At 77.9% G+C, this 22,226-nt stretch carries 19 protein-coding genes and 1 pseudogene; 13 read left to right on the forward strand and 7 right to left on the reverse strand.

The window, feature by feature from the left end; genetic code table 11:
- Positions 1–96 precede the first annotated feature (96 nt).
- Positions 97–228, forward strand: coding sequence for a hypothetical protein (locus ACI8AC_RS09130; protein ID WP_456897321.1), 132 nt, complete (start codon positions 97–99; stop codon positions 226–228).
- Positions 229–335: 107 nt separating this feature from the next.
- Here the strand turns inward: ACI8AC_RS09130 and ACI8AC_RS09135 are convergent, their stop codons facing one another.
- Positions 336–1,091: a MerR family transcriptional regulator gene (locus tag ACI8AC_RS09135; RefSeq protein ID WP_456897323.1), complete on the reverse strand. Its 756-nt coding sequence runs from the start codon at positions 1,089–1,091 to the stop codon at positions 336–338.
- A 297-nt stretch (positions 1,092–1,388) separates the two neighbouring features.
- Here ACI8AC_RS09135 and ACI8AC_RS09140 point away from each other — a divergent pair, with 297 nt between their 5' ends.
- The 9 genes and pseudogenes from ACI8AC_RS09140 to ACI8AC_RS09180 all read left to right on the forward strand — a co-directional run bounded on the left by ACI8AC_RS09140 (position 1,389) and on the right by ACI8AC_RS09180 (position 8,427).
- On the forward strand, positions 1,389–1,628 hold the full coding sequence (locus tag ACI8AC_RS09140; protein ID WP_456897325.1) for a hypothetical protein: 240 nt from the start codon (positions 1,389–1,391) through the stop codon (positions 1,626–1,628).
- Positions 1,606–1,944, forward strand: coding sequence for a hypothetical protein (locus ACI8AC_RS09145; protein WP_456897327.1), 339 nt, complete (start codon positions 1,606–1,608; stop codon positions 1,942–1,944). Before ACI8AC_RS09140 ends, ACI8AC_RS09145 begins: the two co-directional genes overlap by 23 nt.
- Before the next feature lie 136 nt (positions 1,945–2,080).
- Entirely contained in the window at positions 2,081–2,770 is a 690-nt protein-coding gene (locus ACI8AC_RS09150) for an ABC transporter permease (RefSeq protein ID WP_456897329.1), read from the forward strand.
- 268 nt (positions 2,771–3,038) lie between these two features.
- A pseudogene (locus ACI8AC_RS09155) lies at positions 3,039–3,269 on the forward strand (glycine betaine ABC transporter substrate-binding protein); the annotation flags it as partial.
- Positions 3,270–3,337: 68 nt separating this feature from the next.
- Positions 3,338–4,246, forward strand: a complete 909-nt coding sequence (locus ACI8AC_RS09160) for a mycothiol transferase (RefSeq protein WP_456897331.1) — start codon at positions 3,338–3,340, stop codon at positions 4,244–4,246.
- Between the two features lie 11 nt (positions 4,247–4,257).
- Positions 4,258–5,175, forward strand: a complete 918-nt coding sequence (locus tag ACI8AC_RS09165; RefSeq protein WP_456897333.1) for a haloalkane dehalogenase — start codon at positions 4,258–4,260, stop codon at positions 5,173–5,175.
- A gap of 98 nt (positions 5,176–5,273) precedes the next feature.
- A complete protein-coding gene (locus tag ACI8AC_RS09170; protein ID WP_456897335.1) occupies positions 5,274–6,401 on the forward strand; it encodes a glycosyltransferase family 4 protein in 1,128 nt (375 codons plus the stop codon).
- Positions 6,398–7,519: a glycosyltransferase gene (locus tag ACI8AC_RS09175; protein ID WP_456897336.1), complete on the forward strand. Its 1,122-nt coding sequence runs from the start codon at positions 6,398–6,400 to the stop codon at positions 7,517–7,519. Before ACI8AC_RS09170 ends, ACI8AC_RS09175 begins: the two co-directional genes overlap by 4 nt.
- The gene (locus tag ACI8AC_RS09180; RefSeq protein WP_456897338.1) at positions 7,516–8,427 is read left to right on the forward strand and encodes an SGNH/GDSL hydrolase family protein; all 912 of its coding nucleotides are present in this window, start codon (positions 7,516–7,518) and stop codon (positions 8,425–8,427) included. The genes ACI8AC_RS09175 and ACI8AC_RS09180 overlap by 4 nt, the downstream gene beginning before the upstream one ends.
- Before the next feature lie 524 nt (positions 8,428–8,951).
- Here ACI8AC_RS09180 and ACI8AC_RS09185 read toward each other — a convergent pair.
- A complete protein-coding gene (locus ACI8AC_RS09185) occupies positions 8,952–10,397 on the reverse strand; it encodes a diguanylate cyclase domain-containing protein (RefSeq protein ID WP_456897339.1) in 1,446 nt (481 codons plus the stop codon).
- Positions 10,398–10,535: 138 nt separating this feature from the next.
- A complete protein-coding gene (locus ACI8AC_RS09190; RefSeq protein ID WP_456897341.1) occupies positions 10,536–11,135 on the reverse strand; it encodes a TMEM165/GDT1 family protein in 600 nt (199 codons plus the stop codon).
- A gap of 354 nt (positions 11,136–11,489) precedes the next feature.
- On the opposite strand from ACI8AC_RS09190, the gene ACI8AC_RS09195 reads away from it, so the two are divergent.
- Positions 11,490–12,566, forward strand: coding sequence for an MFS transporter (locus ACI8AC_RS09195; RefSeq protein ID WP_456897343.1), 1,077 nt, complete (start codon positions 11,490–11,492; stop codon positions 12,564–12,566).
- Here ACI8AC_RS09195 and larC read toward each other — a convergent pair.
- The 3 genes from larC to ACI8AC_RS09210 all read right to left on the reverse strand — a co-directional run bounded on the left by larC (position 12,559) and on the right by ACI8AC_RS09210 (position 18,269).
- Positions 12,559–13,731 (reverse strand): nickel pincer cofactor biosynthesis protein LarC, encoded by a 1,173-nt coding sequence (larC, locus tag ACI8AC_RS09200; RefSeq protein ID WP_456897345.1) that lies wholly within the window; start codon positions 13,729–13,731, stop codon positions 12,559–12,561. The genes ACI8AC_RS09195 and larC overlap by 8 nt on opposite strands.
- Before the next feature lie 72 nt (positions 13,732–13,803).
- Complete coding sequence (locus tag ACI8AC_RS09205; RefSeq protein WP_456897347.1) at positions 13,804–16,509, reverse strand: diguanylate cyclase domain-containing protein; 2,706 nt, start codon at positions 16,507–16,509, stop codon at positions 13,804–13,806.
- Between the two features lie 107 nt (positions 16,510–16,616).
- Positions 16,617–18,269 carry a diguanylate cyclase gene (locus tag ACI8AC_RS09210; protein ID WP_456897349.1) on the reverse strand — a complete coding sequence of 551 codons (1,653 nt, stop codon included), beginning with the start codon at positions 18,267–18,269 and terminating at the stop codon, positions 16,617–16,619.
- Between the two features lie 118 nt (positions 18,270–18,387).
- Between ACI8AC_RS09210 and pheA the strand changes: the two genes are divergently transcribed.
- On the forward strand, positions 18,388–19,326 hold the full coding sequence (gene pheA, locus ACI8AC_RS09215; RefSeq protein WP_456897572.1) for a prephenate dehydratase: 939 nt from the start codon (positions 18,388–18,390) through the stop codon (positions 19,324–19,326).
- A gap of 182 nt (positions 19,327–19,508) precedes the next feature.
- Here pheA and ACI8AC_RS09220 read toward each other — a convergent pair whose 3' ends face one another.
- Entirely contained in the window at positions 19,509–21,644 is a 2,136-nt protein-coding gene (locus tag ACI8AC_RS09220) for an MMPL family transporter (protein WP_456897351.1), read from the reverse strand.
- Positions 21,645–21,708: 64 nt separating this feature from the next.
- On the opposite strand from ACI8AC_RS09220, the gene ACI8AC_RS09225 reads away from it, so the two are divergent.
- Complete coding sequence (locus ACI8AC_RS09225) at positions 21,709–22,182, forward strand: MarR family winged helix-turn-helix transcriptional regulator (RefSeq protein WP_456897353.1); 474 nt, start codon at positions 21,709–21,711, stop codon at positions 22,180–22,182.
- Positions 22,183–22,226: the final 44 nt, after the last annotated feature.

Below are 22,226 nucleotides of genomic sequence, written 5' to 3' on the forward strand. Positions count from 1 at the left end.
GGGGGGGGGGGGGGGGGGGGGGGGCGCGCCCCCCCCCCCCCCCCCCCCCCCCGGGGGGGCGCGGCCAGGCCCCCCCCCCCCCCCGGGGACCGGCTGGTGAGCGCCTCCCGGGACTTCCGCACCGGGCGCCTGGCCGCGCTGCTCGACGGCTGGACCGGCCGGGACGTCGCCGTCCTCGCCGACCTGCTCACCCGCTTCGCCGACGCGGTGACCGCTCCCCGCGGCTGAAGGAGGGCCCCGTCCCCCTCACCGCTCGCAGGCTCGCGGCGAGCCTCCGGACGGGGCCGTCCGGTGCCGAGATCGCGCGGTCTCGACGACCGGGAGGGGGCCCTTCCTCAGCCGCCCTGGCGGGCGGCGTTGGCCTGGACGGCGGTGCTCACGTACCGCGCCAGACCCGGGGCGATCCGCTCGTAGTGGGCGGTGAACCGCTCGTCCTCGACGTACATCCGGCCCAGGCCCGCGTGCATCTCCGGCGGGCAGTCGTAGAAGTTCCGGCTGATCTGCTGCCGGTGCTCCTCCGCGACGTCCATCGCCGGCGCCGAGTCGGCCGGGACGCCGGCCCGCATCGCCTCGGCGAAGCGCCGCTCGACGTCCTCGCCCTCGGCCTTGATCCGGACCCAGTCCTCCTTGGTGTAGCCGCGGGTGCGCCGCCGGGACTGCGCCCACGCCTCGGTGTCGCCCCAGCGCTCCTCCGCCTCGGCCTCGTACCGCGCCGGGTCGTGCTCGCCGAAGACCTCGAAGCGCTCCTCGGGGGTCAGTGCGATCCCCATCTGCCTCGCCTCCATCTCCTTCTCGACGGCCGCGACCATCGCCCGCGTCCGCTCCAGCCGGTCGAGCAGCAGCCGGTGCTGACGGCGCAGGTGCTCGGCCGGGTCGGCGGCGGGGTCGTCGAGCAGGGTCGCGACCTCCTCGAGGGGGAACCCGAGCTCGCGGTAGACCAGCACCTGGTGCAGCCGCTCGAGGTCCGCCGGCGCGTACCGCCGGTAGCCCGCGGACGTCCGGCCGGACGGCGAGAGCAGCCCGATGCGGTCGTAGTGGTGCAGCGTCCGGACCGTCACACCGGCCAGCGCCGCGACCTCGCCCACGTTCACGGTGTCCTCCTCCCTGACGGGGACCACTGAACGGCCTGACGTCGCGTCAGGGTCAAGCGGAGGCCGGGGATCCGCCCGCTCGCCCTGAGGTGCAGGTCGGTGACGGACCGCGACGACCCCTGACCGTCACGGCTTCGCGGCGTCCTCCGGGTCGACGGGGTCCGCACCGTGTGACAACGTCCCACTCCGGCGGAGCCGGCGCCGGGAGCGGCGTCGGGCGTCACCCCGGTCGTGGCGGCGAGCCCCGCGACCGGCGGGCGGTGCCCGATCGCGGGCACGCCGGGCCGGGACGCGCCGATGTGGGAGTTCTTCGTCACCCACGACTTCGACGAGGCGGTGAAGCTCGGCGACCGGATCGTGGTCTTCGACGTCGGGGCCCGCATCGTGCAGTACGACACCCCGGAGGCCATCCTGGCCGAGCCGGCCGAGGAGTACGTCGCGGACTTCGTGGGTGCCGGGGGCGACGCTCAAGCAGCTCACGCTCACCCGGGTCCACAGCCTCGAGCTGCGGCAGGTGACGACGGCGTCGGTCGGTGACGACCCCGCCGACGCCGTGGCCCGCGCCCGCGCCGCCGGTGACGAGTTCGTGGTCGTCCTGGACCGGCGGGGCCGCCCGATCAGCTGGCCGACGCCGGCCGAGGTGAGCCGGATGACCGGGATCCCCGGCACGGTCGACGAGCGGCTGCCGGTGGTCGGCCTCCAGTCGACGCTCGACGACGCGCTCGACACCATGCTCGCCGCCAGCCAGGGAGGTGCGGCGGTCCTCGGCCGGCGCGACGGACCGGCCGGCATCGTCTCGATCGAGACGATCATGGAAGCGATCCAGCGCACCCGGCGGGAGACCGCCGGATGACCGCCACGACACCCGAGCCGCAGGTCCGGCCCGGTGCGGCCGGGAACACCCCGGACCAGGCCGGCCCCGCGACGCGCGGTCGGCCCCGGGCCGCGACCCCTCCCCGGGCGGCTGGCGGGCCCTGGTCGTCCAGCCGGTGCTCGTCGTCCTCGGCGTCCTGGCGTTCGTGGTGTGGCGGGCGAACGCCACCCTCAGCGAGACCGAGGCGCGCCAGCTCGGCGTCGCCACCCTCTGGGACAGCACGCTGCGCCACCTGTCGCTGACCGTCGTCTCCGCGGCGATCGTCCTCGCGATCGCGATACCGCTCGGCATCGCGCTGGCCCGTCCGGCGCTCCGCCGGTTCACCCCGGTGGTCATCGGCGTGGCCAACGTCGGCCAGGCCGCACCCGCGATCGGGCTGTTCGTGCTGCTGGCGATCGGGCTCGGCTTCGGCTACTGGACGGCGGTCGTCGCGCTGGTCGTGTACTCGGCGCTGCCGGTGCTGCGGAACACGATGGTCGGGATCCAGGGGGTGGACGCACGCCTGGTGGAGGCCGGCCGGGGCATGGGCATGAGCGGCCGCGCCGTCCTCCTCCGCGTCGAGCTCCCCCTGGCCGTCCCGGTGATCCTCGCCGGGGTCCGCACCGCCCTGGTCCTGCTGGTCGGCACCGCGACCCTGGCCACCTTCATCTCCGGCGGCGGGCTCGGCGTGCTCATCAACACCGGGATCACCCTGTCGCTGGACTCCCTGCTGATCAGCGGTGCGGTGCTCGTCGCCCTGCTCGCCCTCGCCGTCGACTGGGTGGGCCGGGTCGTCGAGCACGTCGCCCGGCCGAAGGGGCTGTGATGCGCACGCCGCGCCGGGCGGCCGCCGTGCTGGCGATCGCCGGGGTGCTGCTGGCCGGCTGCGGGCTGCAGAGCGCCGGCACCTTCGTCCCGGACGCCGGCGCGGGCGCCATCGAACCCGTGGTCGACGGGGCGCCGATCACCGTCGGGGCCAAGAACTTCACCGAGCAGCTGATCCTGGGCGAGATCGCGGTGATCGCGCTGCAGGTCGCCGGCTTCGACGTCACCGACCTCAGCGGCATCCCCGGCGCGGCCCCGCCCGGGCGGCGATGCTCAGCGGCGAGACCGACGTGCAGTGGGAGCACACCGGGACCGGGTGGATCAACTACCTCGCCATGGAGGAGGGCATCCCCGACCAGCAGGAGCAGTGGGCCGCGGTCCGGGACGCCGACGCGGAGAACGGGATCACCTGGCTGCCGCCCGCCGAGGCCGACAACACCTACGCCTTCGCCGTGCGCAGCGAGGCCGTCGACGACCTCGGCGGGGTGGCCACGCTCTCCGACATCGCCGGGCTGCCGGTCGAGGAGCGGACCTTCTGCGTGGAGTCGGAGTTCGCCACTTCGGCGAGGTGTTCACGACCGACGGCCGGATCGCCTCGCTGGACCTCACCGTGCTGGACGACCGCGGCTACTTCCCGGCCTACAACATCGCACCGATCGTGCTCACCGAGACGCTCCAGGAGCACCCGGGGATCGCCGACGTCTTCGCCGAGATCACCCCGCTGCTCACCGACGAGGTGATGATCGAGCTCAACGGCCGGGTCGACGTCGGCGGCGAGGACCCCGCCGAGGTGGCGCTGGACTGGATGGTCTCCGAGGGGCTGGTCTCCCGGGGCCGAGCGGGGCCCCGGCGCCCGGGCTGCGGCAGGGTGGCCACCGTGGACGAGAAGGCGACCCTGCAGCGGTACCTGGTCCTGCGCCGGGAGGACCTGGTGGCCAAGCTCGACGGGCTGGGGGAGTACGACGTCCGGCGCCCCCTGACCCCGACGGGCACCAACCTGCTCGGCCTGGTCAAGCACGTCGCCTACGTCCAGCTGGGCTACCTCGGCGACGTCTTCGGCCGGTCCGCCGGCCGCCCCTACCCCTGGGACGGCGGGGAGGACGACGACGACATGTGGGCCCGCCCCGACGAGCGCCGGGACGACGTCGTCGAGCTGTACCGGTTCTCGGCCGCGCACGCCGACGCCACCGTGGCGGCGCTGCCGCTCGACGCGGTCGGGGAGGTGCCGTGGTGGCCGCCGGAGCGCCGGCACCCGACCCTGCACACCGTGCTGGTGCACCTCGCGGTCGAGGTGGCCCGGCACGCCGGGCACGCCGACGTCCTGCGCGAGCTGCTCGACGGCTCGGTGGGCATGAGCCCGGCCACCACGAACCTGCCCGAGCGCACCGCCGGCCAGTGGTCGGCCTTCCGCGACCGCGTCGAGGCCGCCGCTCGGGAGGCGGCCGGCCCGGCGGGTGCACCGGGCCGGGATGGGTGAGGATCTCCCGCATGGCAGCCGACGTCGTCTCGCCCGAGGACCCCTTCCCCCGTCAGCGCACCCGGGTGGACCGCCGCGGGGACGGCACCCTCGAGATGGCCTACGTCGACGTGGGGGAGGCGGGGGCGGGCGGGGAGACCATCGTCCTGCTGCACGGCAACCCGACGTCGTCCTACCTGTGGCGCAACGTCATCCCGCACCTGCAGCACCTCGGCCGCTGCCTGGCCCCCGACCTCATCGGCATGGGCGAGTCGGACAAGCTGCCCGACCCGGGGCCGGGCACCTACTCCTTCGCCTGCCACGCCTCGTTCGTCGAGCACTTCCTCGACGCCGTGGGCGCCGACGGGCGGGTGACCCTGGTGCTGCACGACTGGGGCTCGGCGCTCGGCTTCGACTGGGCGTACCGGCACCCCGACCGCGTCCGCGGCATCGCCTTCACCGAGGCGATCGTGACCCCGCTGACCTGGGCCGACTGGCCGGCCGACGCGCGGCGGATCTTCCGCACGATGCGTGGCGAGGACGGCGAGGCCGCGGTGCTGGACAACAACGTCTTCGTCGAGCGCATCCTGCCCGCGTCGGTGGCCCGCGGCCTCACCCCGGAGGCGCACGACCGCTACCGGCGGCCCTTCCCCGACCGCGCGTCCCGCTGGCCCACCCTGGAGTGGCCGCGGCAGATCCCGCTGGAGAACGTGCCCCCGCTCGTCCGCGACCGCGTCTCCCGCTACGGGCAGTGGCTCAAGCACAGCGACGTCCCGAAGCTGTTCCTGAACGCCGAGCCGGGCTCGATCCTGGTCGGCCGGCAGCGGGCGTTCGTCCGGTCGTGGCGGGCCCTCACCGAGGTCACCGTCCCCGGCAGCCACTTCGTGCCCGAGGACTCCCCGCACGAGATCGGCCGCGCCGTCGCCGACTGGCTGGCCGCCCTGCCGTGACCTGACCCCGACCGGGCGGGGCAGCGTTCGGCCAGGGTTCACCGGGCCTCCCCTCCGCCGTCGCCGGCCCCCGGCCCGCAGCCCCGACCCTGGCGACCATGCGGGTCGCCGTGGTCACCGAGTCCTTCCTGCCCCAGGTCAACGGGGTCACCAACAGCGTGCTGCGGGTCTGCGAGCAGCTGCACCGCCACGGGGCCTGCGTCCTCGTCGTGGCCCCCGGGCCGGGGCCGGGGGTGCACGCCGGCGCGCGGGTCGTCCGCACCCCGTCGGTGCCGCTGCCGGGCTACCCCGCCTTCCGGCTCGGCAGCCCCTGGCCCGGCCTGGCCCGCACGCTGCGCGCGTTCGCCCCGGACGTCGTCCACCTGGCCAGCCCCGCCGCCCTGGGCGCCCAGGCCGCGTGGACCGCGGGCCGCCTCGGCATCCCGGTGGTCGCCGTCCACCAGACCGACCTGGCCGGCTTCACCACCCGCTACGGCGTGCCCGGCGCCGACCGCGTCGTCTGGGGCCCGCTGCGCCGGATCTACGGCAGCGCCGCCTGCACCCTGGCGCCCAGCCGGGCCGCGGTCCGCGAGCTCGAGGCGCACGGCGTGCCGCGCGTGCGCCGCTGGGCGCGCGGGGTGGACACCGCCCGGTTCTCCCCGCAGCACCGGGACGACGCCCTGCGCGCCCGGCTGGCCCCCCGCGGCGAGCTGCTGGTCGGCTACGTCGGCCGGCTGGCCCGGGAGAAGGAGCTGCACCTGCTCGCCGGGGCGGCCGCGCTGCCCGGCACCCGGCTGGTCCTGGTGGGGGACGGCCCCCAGCGGGCCGCGCTCGAGCGGCAGCTGCCGGGGGCGGCCTTCCTCGGCATGCTGCACGGCGCGGAGCTCGGCCGGGCGGTCGCCTCCCTCGACGTCTTCGTGCACACCGGGTCGGCGGAGACCTTCTGCCAGGCCGCGCAGGAGGCGCTGGCCAGCGGCGTCCCCGTCGTCGCGCCGGCCGCCGGCGGCCTGCTCGACGTCGTCACCCCCGGCACCGGGCTCCTCTTCGCGCCGGGGGACGCCGCCGACCTGCGCGCCCGCGTGGGCAGCCTCCTCGACGACCCGGCCTACCGGGCCCGCCTCGGCGCCGCGGCCCGCCGTGCGGTGCGCGACCGCACCTGGGAGGCCCGCGGGGTGGAGCTGCTCGGGCACTACGCCGACGCGCTCGGCCGCCCCGCGGGACGCGCGCCCCTGGCGGCGACGGCATGAGCCGCGTCGTGCAGGTGGCCAACTTCGTCACCCCGACCTCCGGCGGGCTGCGCACCGCGCTGCGCGCGCTGGCGACCGGCTACGCCGCCGCGGGCCACGAGGTGGTGCAGGTGCTGCCCGGGACCCGCGAACGGGTCACCCGGACGCCGTGGGGACGGCGCGTCGAGCTGCCCGGGCGCCCCGTCCCGGGCACCGGCTACCGCGTTCACCCCTCACCCGCCCGGGTCCGGCGGGCGCTCGCCGCGCTGCGCCCCGACCGGCTGGAGGTGCACGACCGGACGACCCTGCGCGGCCTGGGGTGCTGGGCGGCCGCGGCGGGCGTGCCGTCTCTGGTGGTCAGCCACGAGCGGCTGGACCGCTGGCTGGCCACCGTGCTGCCCGTGCTGCGCGGGCCCGCCGCCGACCGGCTGGCCGACACCGCCAACGCCCGCCTGGCCGCCGGGTTCGACACCGTCGTGTGCACCACCGGCTGGGCGGCCGCGGAGTTCGCCCGGCTCGGCGTCCCCGTGCAGCGGGTGCCGCTCGGGGTCGACGCGGGGGCCTTCCGCCCCGACCGCGCGGCCCGCCCCGGGCTGGCCGGGGACGCCGAGGTGCTGCTCGTGCTGGCCAGCCGCCTCTCCCGGGAGAAGCGGCCGGAGCTGGCGGTCGGCGCCGTCGCCGAGCTGACCCGGCGGGGCCGGCGGGTCCGCCTGGTCGTCGCCGGGGACGGGCCGCTGCGCCGGTCCCTGACCCGCCGGGCGGCCGGGCTGCCGGTGACCTTCCTCGGCCACGTCCCCGACCGGGCGGTCCTGGCCGGGGTCCTCGGCGCCGCCGACGCGGTGCTCGCCCCCGGCCCGGTGGAGACCTTCGGGCTGGCCGCCCTGGAGGCCGCGGCCTGCGGCACGCCGGTCGTCGCCCACCGCGACTCCGCCCTCCCCTCCGTGCTGGGTGCCGCCGGCCTGCCCGCCGCGGGCAGCCCCGCCGGGCTCGCCGACGCGGTGGAGGAGCTGCTCGCCGGGGACGAGCGGGTCCGGCGCGCCCGCGCCCGGGCACGGGCCGAGGAGCTGCCGTGGTCGGCCACGGTGGCCGGCTTCCTCGGGGTGCACGGCCTGGCCCGGGGCGCCGGGGTCCCGGCGTGACGCCCCGGGTGGTGGCGCTCGGGGACAGCACCAGCTGCGGGGAGGGCGTGGGGCTGCGGGTCCCCCGGGCGCTGACCTGGCCGGTGCGGCTGGCCGCGGCGCTGCCCGGTGCCGAGCTCACCTGCGCGGCCGTGCCCGGGGCCCGGCTGCGCGACGTGCGGGCCGGCCAGCTCGCGCCGGCGCTCGCCGCCCACCCGCAGGTGGCCACGGTCCTGGCCGGTCTCAACGACGTCTCCCGCGGCGGGCTCGACCCGGCCGCCGTCGAGGCCGACCTCGCCGCGGTCGTGGCCGACCTCACCGGCGCGGGCGCCACCGTGGTCCTCGGCCGGCTGCACGACCCCACGCGGTCGCTCCCGCTGCCCGCGGCGGTGCGCTCGGCGGTCCTCCGGCGGGTGGCGGTGGTCAACGCCGCCGTCGACCGGTGCGCCCGGCGGCCCGGCGTGCTGGTGCTGGACCTGGCGGCGGTGCCAGGCGTCGCGGTGCGCCGGGCCTGGGACGTGGACCGGCTGCACCCCACCGCGGAGCTGCACGGCCGGATCGCCCGGGCCGCGGCCCTCCTGCTGGCCGGGGCGGGCCACCGGGTCGACGTCCCCCCGGCCGGTCCGCTCCCGGCCCGGGCCCCGGGCCCGGTGCGCGAGCTGCGGTGGGCCGCCCGGCACGGGCTGCCGTGGCTGGCCGGCAACCTCCGCGGGGTGGCCGCCGCCCTCACCGAGCCGGGGGGCGGGCCGTGCGGGTCAGGTCGGCTGCGGGACCCGGCCGGGCTCCCCGGGCCGCGTCGCGGTGCCGAACGGGGCCGTGCGCCCGCGCCGGCGGGTCTCGGCGACGCCGCCGGGGCCGGGCCCGGGCTCCCGTGCGGTCCAGGGCAGGTCGGGGACGGCGGGCACGGGGTCCTCCTCGCCGGACGCTGAGCGCCTGCAGGGCAACGGTGGCGGAGCGCTCGACGGTTGCAACTGCTCTCCGTGCCGCCTCGGACGCCGGGCCGGTTGCGCGCCGACCTCCTCGCCGCGGCCGCGGACCTGCTCGAGCGCGGCGGCGCCCCCGAGGCGCTGAGCCTGCGCGCGGTGGCCCGCACGGCCGGGGTGACCGCGCCGGCCGTGCACGGGCACCTCACCGACCTCGACGCGCTGGTCGACGCGGTGCTGGAGGGTTTCGCCGAGCTGCGCGCGGATCCGGGCCGCGGTCGCCGGGCTGCCGGACCCGGTGGACCGGCTGCCCGCCGGCTGCCGGGCCTGCGCCGAGGCCGGGCTGGCCGCGCCCGCGCGCTACCGCGCGATGTCCGGGCCGCGCCGCCCGGCCGGTGGCGCGGCCTTCGCCGTCCTCGTCGCCGCGGTGGCCGCCTGCGCGGCGGCCGGCCGCTCGGCCGCCCCGGACGCCGGCCGGCCCGATCTCGGCGCCCGGTCTGCGGGACCTGGTCGACCGGCTGGCGCTGCTGTCACCTGCCGGCTGAGGCCGCCCGGGCGAGGTGGCGGGCCTCCTTGACCCGGTACATAGCGGCATCGGCCGCGGACAGCGCGGTCTCGGGGGTGTCCTCCGCGGTGCACAGCGCCACGCCGACGCTCATGCCCACCCGGTGGGTGCTGCCGTCGGCGCAGGTGAACGGGCCGGCGAAGGCGCCGGCGATGCGGTCGCCGAGGGCCCGGCCGGCCGCCTCGGCGGCCACCCCGGGGCAGAGCACCACGAACTCGTCACCGCCGATGCGGGCCACCGTGTCGTCCGGGCGCACCGACGCGGCCAGCCGCCGGGCGGCCTGCACCAGCACCTCGTCGCCGACGGCGTGGCCGTGCACGTCGTTGACCGGCTTGAACCCGTCGAGGTCGCAGTACAGCACCGCCAAGGGGGCTCCGGTGCGGCGGGTGGCCCGCAGCAGCTGCTCGAGCCGGTCGACCATCAGCCGCCGGTTGGCCAGCCCGGTCAGCGCGTCGTGCAGCGCGGCCGTGCGCAGCGCGGTCTCCAGCGCCCGTTGCGCGGTCACGTCGGCCATCGTGACCACCGCCCCGATCAGCCGGCCGGCGTCGTCGCGCACCTGGGTGCCCGACGCCGTGACCAGACGGGTCGGCCGGTCGGGGGCGGCGATCCGCATGGTGGCCTCGCGCACCACGCCCTCGCTGAACACGCGGGTGAGCGGCACCCGCTCCGGGGCCATGGGGCTGCCGTCGGCCTCGGTCATGGAGAAGGTGGCGGGCAGCTCGCCCGGCGGGACGTCGGGCCGCGCGTCCGTGCCGTGCCACTCCCGGCTGACCCGGTTGAACAGCCGGACCCGGCCGTCGGCGTCGGCGGCCACCACCCCGACCGGCAGCGCCTCGAGCAGCGCCCGGTTGAAGGCCTCCGATCGGGCCAGCTCGTCGTCGGCGGCGGCGCGGGCAGCGGCCAGCTCCGCGGTCTGCCGCTCCTCCCGGCGCCGGGTGAGCAGGCGGACGGTGAGGACGGCCAGGTCGGCGAGCCGGTCGCACTCGGCCAGGGTGAACTCGTGCGGCCGCTCGTCGTGGACGCAGAGCGTGCCGACCGTCGTCCCGCCGACGACCAGCGGCGCGCTCGCGTAGGCGCGCACCCGGCCGCGACGGCCGTCGACGAAGGGGTTGCCGGCGAACCCCGGCTCGGCGGTGAGGTCGGCGAAGGCGTAGACCCGCGGCGCCCACCCGGTGATGACGGCGCACAACGAGTCCCCGCGCGGCACGCGGCCGTCGAACACGCCGTCGGGGGACAGGCTGTGCTGGGTCCGCGGGTCGAGGAGGTTGACCGTGGCGTGCGCCGTCCCGGTGAGGGCCGCGGCGACGCGGACGAGCGCGGCCAGCTCGGGGTCGGCGGGGGCGCCCAGCAGGTCCAGGTCGGCCAGGACGTCGTCGGTCCTGCTGCGCGGAGGCTCCAGCAGCGCTGTCATGGTGTCCTTCCCCCGGTCCCCGGGCGGCGGCCTGCCGCCCGCGTGCCCCCTCCCAACGGCCGGGCCCCGACGCCGGTTGAGCGGCGCTCCCCCCATGAGGTGACCCGCGGGGTGCCGCCCCCGTCCGGCCGACCCCGGTCAGGTCAGGGCGGAGACCGTCTCCACCGCGGCCACCACGGCGAAGACCAGGAACAGCACCGCGGCCACCCGGCGGATGAGCGCCACCGGCAGCCGGTCGGCCAGCCTGGACCCCAGGAACACCGCCAGGCCCGAGACGACCAGCAGCGCCGCCCACGCGCCGAGGAACACCGAGACGGGGGCCTCGAGCCGGGCGGCCAGTCCGGCCGTCGCCAGCTGGGAGAGGTCGCCCCACTCCGCGGCGAAGAGGACGCCGAAGGAGATCGCGGCCGCGCGCAGGAACGACGTCCGCTCCCGGGCGTCGGCGGCCTCCCCGGCCTCCTCGGGCCCGCTGCCGGCCGCGCGCCACAGCAGGACGGCGCCGACGAGGAAGAGCACCGCGACCACCCCGCTGACCAGCGCCTCCGGGAGCAGCGAGAGCAGGCTGCCGGCGGTGACCGCGATGGCGACCTGCAGGCCGAAGGCGGTGCCGACGCCGACGAACACCGGCAGCGGGGCGAACCGGGTGGCCAGCACCAGGCTGGCGAACAGCGTCTTGTCCGGCAGCTCGACCGGCAGGACGAGGGCGAACGCGGTCGCCACGACGGTCAGGGACAGCACGGGGGTCCTCCTCCGCTCGGCGGCACGGCCGGGCGGGTGCGGGCAGCCTCCGACCGGCAGCCGCGACGGGTCTGCTCGGGTCGAAGGTCTCGCCCACCCACGCGGTGCGCGGGCCCGCTGACCGGGCGACCGCCGGGGCGGGCGCCAGCGTGTCGACCAGCGGACGGGGGGGCTACTCCCCTTCTCGGCCGCCCACCCTAGCCGCAGCGGCCGGGAAAACCGGGTGCCCCCCGGGGTGAGGCGCGCTACGGTCCGCGCATGCCGTTCCGTTGACGCGCGACCGCCCCCGCGCTGCCCCCCGCCGCCCGGCCGCTGGCCCGGCTCGCGGTCTGCTGGGCGGCGCTGTCGGAGCTGGTGCCGTACTACCCCCTGTACGCGCTGCTCTTCCTCGACACCGGGTTGTCCGAGGCCCAGGTGTCGGCGTTGTTCGCGCTCTGGTCGGTGACCGGGTTGCTGGCCGAGGTCCCCGCCGGGGTGCTGGCCGACCGGTGGTCCCGCCGCGGCGTCGTCGTCACGGCCGGGCTGCTGCAGGCGGCCGGGTTCGTGCTGTGGACGGCGGCCCCCGGGCTCTGGGGCTTCGCGGTCGGCTTCGCCGTCTGGGGCGTGGCCGGGGCGATGGTCTCCGGGGCGAGCGAGGCGCTGGTCTACGACGGCCTGGCCGCGGTCGGGGCGGCGCCGTCCTACGCCCGGGTCGCCGGGTGGGTCACCGCGGCCGAGCTGCTGGTCCAGGTCCCCACCGCCGTCCTGGCCAGCGTGCTGGTCGCCGCGGGCGGCTACGAGGCGGTCGGCTGGGCCAGCGTCGCGGTCTGCCTCGCCGCCGCCGCACTGGCCACCCGCTTCCCCGAGGCCCGGCACGTCGCGGACGACGAGGACGCCGAGGACCTCGCCGGGGGGCTGCGGGAGACGCTGCGCCGGCCGGGGCTGCGGCTGGTGGTGCTGGCCGTCGCCCTGCTCGGCGGCCTGGACGCGGTCGAGGAGTACTTCCCGCTGCTGGCCGCCGACGGGGGCGTCCCCACCGTCGCCGTCCCCTACGCCGTGCTCGCCGCCTCCCTGGCCGGGGCGCTGGGCGGCGCGCTGGCCGGCCGGGCCGCCGAGCTGCCCGACCGGGCCCTGCCCGTGCTGCTGGCCACCGCCGGGCTGCTCCTCGGCGCCGCCGCGCTCTGGGCGCACCCGGTCACGCTGCTCGGGGTCGCCGTCGGGTACGGCGTGTACATCGCGGTGCTCGTGGTGGGGGAGGCGCGGCTGCAGGACCGGGTGCCCGGGCGGCACCGCGCGACGGTCACCTCGGTGGCCGGGCTCGGGGTGGAGCTGGCCTCGCTGCCGGTGTTCGCCGCGTGGGCGCTGGGCGGGATCGGCGGCGTGGCGCTGGTCGTGCTCGCCGTCGTCCCGGTGGTGGCCGCGGGCGTGCGCCGCCGCGCACCCGTCAGCTGACCGGGTAGGCCTGCTCCGACGCGGCCGTGGCCGCCCGCAGCACCTCCTTGACCGGCAGCCCCCGCTCCCGGGCGAGGGCGGCGACGTCCTCGAACTCGACGCTGACGTTGACCAGCCGCCCGCCGGCGACCGCGAGCTTCACGCCCACCCGGCCGCCGAGCACCGCCACCGACGTGCCCGCCCGCTCCAGCGCCACCTTGTCCACCGGCACCAGGCGCAGCCCGATGGTCGAGGTGGTGGCGAAGACGGCGGCCTGCACCGCGGCGACCGCGTCCGGGGCGCACAGCGCCGACAGGGTGTGCGCCGGGCGGCCCTTCTTCATGAGCACCGGGGTCAGCCAGGCGTCCGAGGCCCCGGCGGCGAGCAGCGCGTCGAGGACGCCGGGCCACAGCCGCGGGTCGAGGTCGTCGACGTTGGCCTCGAGGACCACCGGCCGGGCGGGGGCCGGTGCCGCCGGCTCGCCCAGCACCAGGCGGACGACGTTGGGCAGCTGCTCCGGATCGCGGGCCCCGGCCCCGGTGCCCACCCGCTGCACCCGCAGCGCCGGGAGGGTGGTCCACTCGTCGACGAGGTGGGCCAGCAGCGCCGCACCGGTCGGCGTGCAGGCCTCGGCCGGCACCGGACCGGCGTGCACCGGGACCCCGGCCAGCAGCTCCAGGACGGCGGGCGCCGGCACCGGCACCACCCCGTGCGCGCTGCGGGCCGAGCCGCTGCCCAGCGCCACCGGCGAGGCGGTGACCCGGGCCGGCGCCAGGTGCGCGAACCCGGCGACCACACCGACCACGTCGGCCAGCGCGTCGAGCGCCCCGACCTCGTGGAAGTGCACCGCCTCGGGATCGGTGCGGTGCACCCGGGCCTCGGCCCGCGCCAGCCGCTCGAAGACCGCCAGCGCGCCGTCGCGGACCCCGGGCTCCAGCGCGGCCTCCTCCAGCAGCCCGCGGACGTCGGCCCAGGTCCGGTGCTCGGTCGAGGCCGGGGCGTGCACGTGCACGCGGGTCGCGCCGAGGCCGTGCCGGGAGACCTGCTCGGTGACCAGCCGGACCCGCTCGACCGGAAGCGCGGCCACCGCGGCGGCCGGGACCTCGAGCGGCACCCCCGCGTCGACGAGGGCGCCGAGCAGCAGGTCCCCGCTGCAGCCGGCCGCCAGGTCCAGCCAGGCGATCACACCGTCGTCCTCTCCGATGATCAGGTCAGCTGATCGTTGCCGGGTGGCCCGCCGCTGATCGGGGCGCGGCGCTCACCGGACCCGGTGCGCCCGGCGCGCGATCCGGGCGGCGAAGACCCCCGCGGCGTGGCCGTTGTCGATGGTGCTGACCACCACGCCGGGCGACGCGGAGTTCAGCATGGTCAGCAGCGCCCCGAAGGCGCCCAGCGTGCCCGGCTGCCCCGTCGAGGTGGGGACGGCGACGATCGGCACGTCGGTCATCGCGCCGACCAGCCCGGCGAGGGAGGCGTCCAGGCCGGCCACGACGACCAGGCAGTCGGTGTCGTGCAGCAGCGCGCGGTCGGTGAGCAGCGGCCGGACCCGGCTGCCGCCGACGTCGTCCACCCGCACCACCTCGGTGCCGGTGATCCGCGCCGCGAACGCCGCCTCGGCCGCGACCGGGGCGTCCGCGGCGCTGCCGCACAGCACGCCGATCCGCCCGACCGCCTCCGGCAGCGGCCCGACCGCGGCCGCCATCGCCGCGGCGTCGACGGTCGTGCAGCCGTCGTGCTCGCCGGCCAGGGCGACCAGGGTCTCCGCCGCCGCGCGGACCACCACCGCCGGCCGGTCCGGGTGCTGCTGCCGGGCCCGGCGCACCAGCGCCAGCACCTGCTCGGTGCTGCGCCCGGTCGCCCACACGACGTCGGGCTCGGCGAGGTCCTCCGGCGCGGCCGGCGGCTGGGGGACCGGGGCCTGAGCTGCCGGGGCCTGCGGTGCCGGCGGCGGCGGGACCGGGCCCAGGACCGGGTCGCCGGGCCCGCCGAGGCCCAGCGGTGGGTCGAGCAGCAGCGGCGCGAAGCCGTCGGCGTCACCGGCCGGGGCGGGCGGCACGGCGGGCTCCGCGGCCGACGCCGGCGAGGGGCCGGCGGCCGCCGTGCGGGTCTGGGTCACCGCCGACAGGCGGACGACGCGGTCCCGGCCACCGCGCTTGGCGTCGTAGAGCACGCCGTCGGCGGCGGCGAACAGGGTGCGCCGGTCGTCACCGCGGGTGGCCGAGGCGATGCCGACGCTGATGGTGACCGGGAGGTCCACGCCGAGGGCGGCCCAGTCGTGCCCGGCCACCGCCCGGCGGGCCCGCTCCAGCGCCCGTTCGGCCTGCTCCGCGGTGGTGTCGGGCAGCAGGACGACGAACTCGTCGCCGGCCCACCGGCACACCTCGTCGGTGTCGCGCACCCCGGCCACCAGCAGCTCCCCGACCGTGCGCAGGACGGTGTCCCCGCCGGGGTGCCCGGCGGCGTCGTTGATGGCCTTGAAGTGGTCGACGTCGACGACCGCGAGCGCCGGCGTGGTCCCGGCCGACAGCAGGCTGTCCAGCCGGGCCTCGGCGTACCGCCGGTTCGGCAGGTGGGTGAGCGGGTCCTCGTAGGCCTGGCGGCGCAGCTGCCCGGCGGCCCGCTCGGTCTCCAGGAGGCTCTTGCGGCGGCCGAACAGCTCGACCCAGCGGGTGCGCCGCTCGTCGACCCGCTCCAGCTCGTCGGCGAGGTAGGCCTGCAGGTAGGGCAGGGCGCGGCCGGCGTCGTCCCGCTCGGCGTGCAGGGTGCACAGCTCGCGGAGGGCCGCCCGGCGCACCCGGGCCAGGCCGTGCTCGGTGGCCAGCGCCAGGGCGCGGGCCAGCTGCTGGTCGGCGCCGGTGCCGTCGCCCTGCCGGCGCAGCGCGCGGCCCAGCGCCAGCAGCGCGGCGGCGAGCAGGGCACGGTCGCCGCTGGCCGTGGTCGCCCGGACGGCGGCGCGCAGCGGCCCGGCCGCCGCGGCGTGCTCGCCCAGGCCGACCAACGCGCCGCCGTGCACCACCTGGGCGGCCAGGACCGCGTCGGCGGCCTCCGGGGGCAGCAGCTCCAGCGCCCGCTCGGCCAGCTGCCGGGCCTCGGTGAAGTGCCGGTGGGCCGACTCGGCGTCGCCGTCGTCGAGCAGCGCCTCGCCGAGCTCCGCGCACAGCTCGCCGAGCCGGGTGGCGGTGCGCGCGACCAGCACGTCCCCGCCGACGGCGGCCGTCTCGTGCGCCCGGCGCTGGTAGTCCAGGGCCAGCGGCATCAGCTCGAGGTCGGCGAGCACGCCGGCCAGGGTGCACAGCGTCTCGGTGAGCAGCTCGGAGGCCGGCAGGGCGGCGTCGAGCAGGCTGGCCGCCTCCACCGCCTCGTCCATCGCCGCGTCGATGCGCCGGGAGAGGAGCTCGATGCGGGCGTGCCGGGCCAGGCCGGCGGCGCGCTCCAGGTCGTCCTCCGCGGCGTCGAAGGCCGCCCGTGCCGAGCGGACCAGCGCGATCGCCAGCGCGGCCCGGGACGCCGAGGTCGCGCGCGGGTCGTCGTCCTGCTCGTCGCCGAGCAGCCCGGCCACGCCGGCGTGCAGGTCCAGCGCCGGGGGCGAGCCGGTGCCGTGCGGGGGCTCCACCGGGTCGCCGACGAGGGTGAACCCGGCCACCCGCAGCCGGCGCACGAGCAGCTCGGCGCGCAGCGTGTCAGCCCAGGCCCGGCCGAGGTCGGCGGTTGCGGCAGCGGGGTCGTCCGGGGCGGTGTCGGCCGCGGCGCTGTCGTCCGGGGCGCTGTCGTCCGGGGCGGTGTCGTCCGGGGCGCTGCCGTCCGGGGCGCGGTCCACGGCACCGTCGGCCGAGCCGTCGCGGGGAGCGGGCGCCACGTAGGGCGAGGGGTCGCTCCCGACGGCGGCCAGCAGCCGCTCGGCGTCGTCGAGCTGCCAGTTCGCCAGGGCAGCGGTCACCCGGTGGTGCAGGGCTCCCGGTGGCACCAGCGCACTGTGCACGCCGGTACCGACGCTGTCGAGCACCGACCGGGGGCCACGCCGACCCGCGGGGGCTCGCCCGCCCGTCCCGTCACTGGCGTCCCACGACGCGCTCACGCCGCCCCCTCCGGGTCGGTGCGCCCACCGGGGGCGCGCACCCGGTTGCGGCCGCCGCGCTTGGCGGAGAACAGGTGCAGGTCGGCCGCGTCGAACAGCGAGCGCCAGCCGGCCGGCCGGCCGTCGGACGCCGGCGCGGTGGCCACGCCGATGCTGACCGTCACCGGCTCGGGCAGCTGCAGGTGCCCCCAGTCGGCGTCGGCCACCGCGGCGCGCAGCCGCTCCACGGCCACCAGGGCCTGGCTCTCGGTCGCCGTGGGCAGGACGACGAGGAACTCGTCCCCGGCCCAGCGGTAGACCTCGTCCTCGGTGCGGCTGTGCTCCCGCAGCAGGTCGGCCACCCGGCGCAGCACCGCGTCGCCGTGGCTGTGCGAGGTGTCGTCGTTGACCGCCTTGAAGCGGTCGATGTCGACGACGGCGAGGGACAGCGGCTCCTCGCCCAGGCGCAGGCCGCGCAGCCGGCGTTCGGCGCTGCGCCGGTTGCCCAGGCCGGTGAGCGGGTCCTCGAGCGCGTGCCGGCGCAGGACCGCCGTCTGCCGCTCGGCCTCCCGCAGCCGGCTGCGCCGGACGAACATCTCCGCCCACAGCTCGCGGCCGCGGGCGTGCGCGCGGCCGCTGTCGGCGCGGTAGGCCTCCAGCCAGTGCAGCGCCTCGGCCGGCCGGCCCAGGGCCGCGGTGCCCTGGCCGAGCTCGAGCAGGCACTGGCGGTAGCGGCGGCGGTCGCCGCTGGCCGCGAAGGCCCCGGCGGCGTCGACCAGCAGGTCGGTGGCCTCGGCGGCGTGCCCGCCCCCGGCCTCCGCCTGGTCCAGCCGGGTCAGCACGCGGGCGAGCGCCAGGTCGGCGTACCCGCGCAGCCAGACCCCGCCGTCCCCGCCGATGCGGCGGTGGGCCCGCCGCATCGGGCCGAGGGCCTCGGCCACGTCGCCCCGGCCGGCGATCGCCCACGCCTGGACGACGTCGAGCAGGTCGCCGTCGGCCGGGTCCGGCTCCACCTCCAGCGCCCGGGCGCCCTCGGCGCAGGCGACCGCGGCGGTGGCGAGGTCCCGGGAGCGGTCGGTCTCGCCGCGCCGGTGCAGCGTCTGGGAGAGCTCGGCCTGCTGCTGGGCGCACAGCTGCAGCAAGCGCCACCGGTCCTCCTCGTCCGGCAGCGCCTGCGCCACCCGGGACCCGGTGAGCGCCTGGGTGACGGCCAGCTCCTCGAGGTCGAGGGCGGCCAGGGTCAGCGCCAGCCAGCGGTGCGCCTCGTGCAGGTCCCGCGTCGGCTCGCCCGGCTGGTGCTCGGTCAGCAGGCTGGCGTCGATCGCCAGGAGCATGGCGGCGTCCAGGCGGTCGGCGGTCGCCTCGACGTGGGCCAGGTACGCCAGGGTCAGCGCGGTGCGTCCGGTCGGCAGGCAGAGGTCGAGCGCCTCGTGCGCCGCGGTGAGCGCGGCAGCGGTGGCCTCGGGGTCGGCGAGCAGGAGGCCGCGGCGGGCGTCCAGGACGTGCCGCCAGGCGCTCCAGGCCTCGTCGGTGCGCGCGGCGAGCGCGGTGGCGACGCGGTCGTGCTCGGCGAGGAAGGCGGCCGGGTCCCCGTGCTCCCCGGCCCGGAGCAGGCGCCGCAGCGCGACCTCCAGATCACTCTCGGTGAGTGGCTCGGAGCCGGGGGTCACGCATCCCTCCCACGACGGTGGACCACCCGGTGCGGCCGGGACTGCCGGGTGCGCCGCGGTTCCCCCCGGGTGGGACCTGCGCCCCACCCGACCGCACTACCCTCGTCGGGTGCCTGCGATGCCGTCTGCGCGGCCCCCGACGCGGTTCGCCTACCTCGGCCCCGAGGGTACCTTCGCCGAGGCGGCGCTCGGCACCCTCGTCCCGCCGTCCGAGGGGGTCCGGACGCCGGCCGCCGATGTGCCGGCCGCGCTGGCCGCCGTGCGCGGGGGCGCGGCCGACGCCGCCCTCGTGCCGCTGGAGAACTCGATCGAGGGCTCGGTGCCCGCCACGATGGACGGCCTGGCCGACGGCGCGCCGCTGTGGATCACCCGCGAGGTGGTCCTGCGGGTGTCGTTCGTGCTCGCCGCCCGCGCGGGCACCCGGCTCGCCGACGTCGGGAGCGTGGCCAGCCACCCGCACGCCCTCGCGCAGACGGCGCGCAGCCTGGGCGAGCTGCTCCCCGGCGTCGTCCCCCTGCCGGCGACCTCGACCGCGGCAGCGGCGCGGCAGGTGGCCGAGGGGGCGGTCGACGCGGCGGTCTGCGCCCCGATCGCCGCCGCCCGCTACGGCCTGGCCGCCCTCGCCGAGGACGTCGCCGACCACCCCGGGGCGGTGACCCGCTTCGTGCTCGTCGCGCCGCCCGGGCCGCTGCCGGAGCCGACCGGCAACGACAAGACCTCCCTCGTCGCCGTCGTCGCCGACCGCACCGGCGCGCTGCTCGACGTCCTGCACGAGTTCGCCGTGCGCGGCATCAGCCTGACCCGCATCGAGTCCCGGCCCACGCGCGAGCGGCTGTGGGTCTACTCCTTCTCCCTGGACTGCGAGGGGCACGTCGCCGACGCCCGGGTGGGGGAGGCGCTGGCGGCCCTGCACCGGGTGTGCGAGGACGTCCGGTTCCTCGGCTCCTACCCCCGCGCCGACGACCGGGTCAACCGGCCGGTGGAGGAGGTGGCCAGCGACGCCGCCTTCGGCGAGGCCGCGGCCTGGCTCGCCGCGCTCCGCTCCGGCCGCGCCTGAGGCCGCCTCCCGCCCGCCCCGTCCTGCCGCGGCCCTCCCGCCTCTCCCCCCGCGGTGATCATGGACATCCTGCCCCGGGACACGCCGCCCACCGCGTGTCGTGGGGCCACGACTCCGAGATCACGGCCGGGGGGAGCGGGGCGCTGGCAGCGGAGACGGCTGGGGCGGGAGCAGGGGGACGCTCAGGCCGGGGTGAGCTCCCGCTCCCGCTCGGGCTCGGGGCGGCGGCGGGACAGCCGGCTCGGCCACCAGGTCCGGTCGCCGAGCAGGTGCACCGCCGACGGGACCACCAGCGAGCGGACGACGAAGGTGTCGAGCAGCACGCCGAAGCCGACGAGGAAGGCCAGCTGCACCAGGAACAGCAGCGGCAGCACCGACAGCGCGCCGAAGGTGGCGGCGAGCACCAGGCCCGCGGAGGTGATGACGCCACCGGTGACGGCCAGCGCCCGCAGGACGCCGTCCCTCGTGCCGTGCCGCACCGACTCCTCCCGGGCCCGGGTCATGAGGAAGATGTTGTAGTCGATCCCCAGGGCCACGAGGAACACGAAGCCGATCAGCAGGATGCCGGGGTCGCTGCCGGGGAAGCCGAACACGTTCTCGAACAGCAGCGCCGCGACGCCCACGGTCGCGCCGACGCTGAGGACGACGGTGCTGATCAGCAGCAGCGGGGCCACCAGCGCGCGCAGCAGCAGCGCGAGGACGACGGTGATCACGACCAGGACGCTGGGCACGATCACCCGCAGGTCGCGGGCGGCGGTCTCCCGGGCGTCGAGGTTGCTGGCGGTGTCCCCGCCGACGAGGGCCTCGGGGTCGGCGCCGTCCAGCGCCGTGCGCAGCTCCTGGACGACGGTGATCGCCTCGGTGCTGTCGGGGGCGACGTCCAGGGTGACGTCGAGCCGGACCAGCCCGTCCACGACCACCGGTCCCGCGCCCGGCTGCGCCGGCCCCTGCACCCCGGTGAACGGGGTGACCTCGGCGACGCCGTCGACCGAGGCGGCCGCGTCCGCGACGGCGGGCCAGTCGTCCTCCGGGGTGATGACGACGGTGGGGCTGGCCACGCCGGCGTCGAAGTGCCGCGCCAGCGCCTCCTGCCCGGCCACGCCGTCGGACTCGCCCCGGATGGCGTCGCTGAAGGTGATGCCGTCCGCGTCGAAGGTCGGGGCGAACAGGGCCGCGGCGAGCAGGGCCAGCGTGCTGATCGCCAGCACCCGCCGCGGCCGGCGCCCGACGAGGTCCGCGACCCGCCGCCACAGGCGTCCCTCCCGGCCGCGGTCGCCGTAGCGGGGCCGGAACGGCCAGAACGCGGCCCGGCCGAGCAGGACCAGGGCGGCGGGCAGGAAGGTCAGGGCGGCGATCACCGAGAAGGTGACGCTCACCGCCGAGATCGGCCCCAGCCCGCGGTTGGAGGCCAGGTCGGAGAAGAGCAGGCACAGCACGCCGAGCACGACGGTCGCCCCCGAGGCGGCGATCGGCTCCCACGAGCGGCGCAGCGCCGTGCGCATGGCCGCGAACCTCGACCGCTCCTGGTGCAGCTCCTCCCGGAACCGGGCCACCAGCAGCAACCCGTAGTCGGTGGCCGCCCCCACGACCAGGATCGCGGCGATGCCCTGGCTCTGGCCGTTGACGGTGATGACGTCGGCGTCGGCCAGCAGGTAGGCGACCGCGTTGGCCGCGGTCAGCGCCAGGCCCGCGGTGCCGATGACCAGGAACGGCAGGATCGGGCTGCGGTAGACCACCAGCAGGATGAGCAGGACGACACCGAACGCGGCGAGCAGCAGCAGGCCGTCGATGCCGGCGAAGCCGTTGGCGAAGTCGGCGAAGATGCCGCCGGGCCCGGTGACGTAGGTGTCGGTGCCCTCGACGGGGATGGTGGCGCGCAGGTCCTCGACCACGGGGACGATCTCGTCACCGAGCTCCGGGGTCAGCGGCAGGACCACCTGCACCGCCTCGCCGTCCGCGGAGGGGATCGGCGGGGAGACCTGGCCGGCCAGCGCGCCGGCCTCCTCGGCGACCGCCGCGGCCTCCTGGGCCCGGGTGCCGATCTGCTCCAGCGTCGCGGGGTCCAGCGGCTCGTTCCCCTCCCAGAGCAGGAGGGCGGGGATCGCCTGGGTGGGGGAGAACTCCTGCTGGAGCTCCGCCACGCGGGTCGACTCCGCGCTGTCGGGCAGGAAGGCGGCGGTGTCGTTCTCCTGGACGCCGGTCAACCGGCCGCTGAGCGACCCCAGGGGCGCGGCCGCGCCGAGCCAGACGAGCAGGACGAGGGCGGGGAGCAGCCAGCGCAGCCGGGACATGGGAATGTTCCCTCGATAGGCGATCATCTCGACGGTCGAGACAGTAGGGTGTGGGACGTCGGACGCGCAACCACGGAGGAGGTGCGGGGCGGTGGACGATCCGCGGGCGGAGATCCCGCTGCTGCTCCGGCGGCTGAACGTGGAGCTGGACGCGGTCGGGGCGCGCTTCGCCGAGCTGCACGGCCTCGGCCGCACCGACGTGCGGGCGCTGGTGGCGATCATGGACGCCGCCCGCCAGGGGCAGGCGCTGACCGCCGGCGCGCTGGGGTCGGCGGTCGAGCTGAGCTCGGCGTCGGTGACGGCGCTGGTCGACCGGCTGGAGCGGGTCGGGCACGTGCGCCGGGTGCGCGACCCGGAGGACCGGCGCCGGGTCGCCCTGGAGATCTCCGACACCGCCATGGACGCCGGCGCGGAGTTCTTCGGGGGGCTGCAGCGCGACCTCGTGGCGGCGCTGGCCGGCTACGACGACGCGGAACTGGCCGCCGTCCGGCGCTTCCTCGAGGAGATGACCGGGGTGATCGCGCGGCACGCCCGGCGCGCACCGGCCGAGCCGCCCGCCGGCTGACCCGCCGTCCGCGCACCGGCCGTCAGCCGCCGTCCGCCGACCCC

The sequence above is a fragment of the Geodermatophilus sp. SYSU D00758 genome (genome assembly GCF_054049955.1).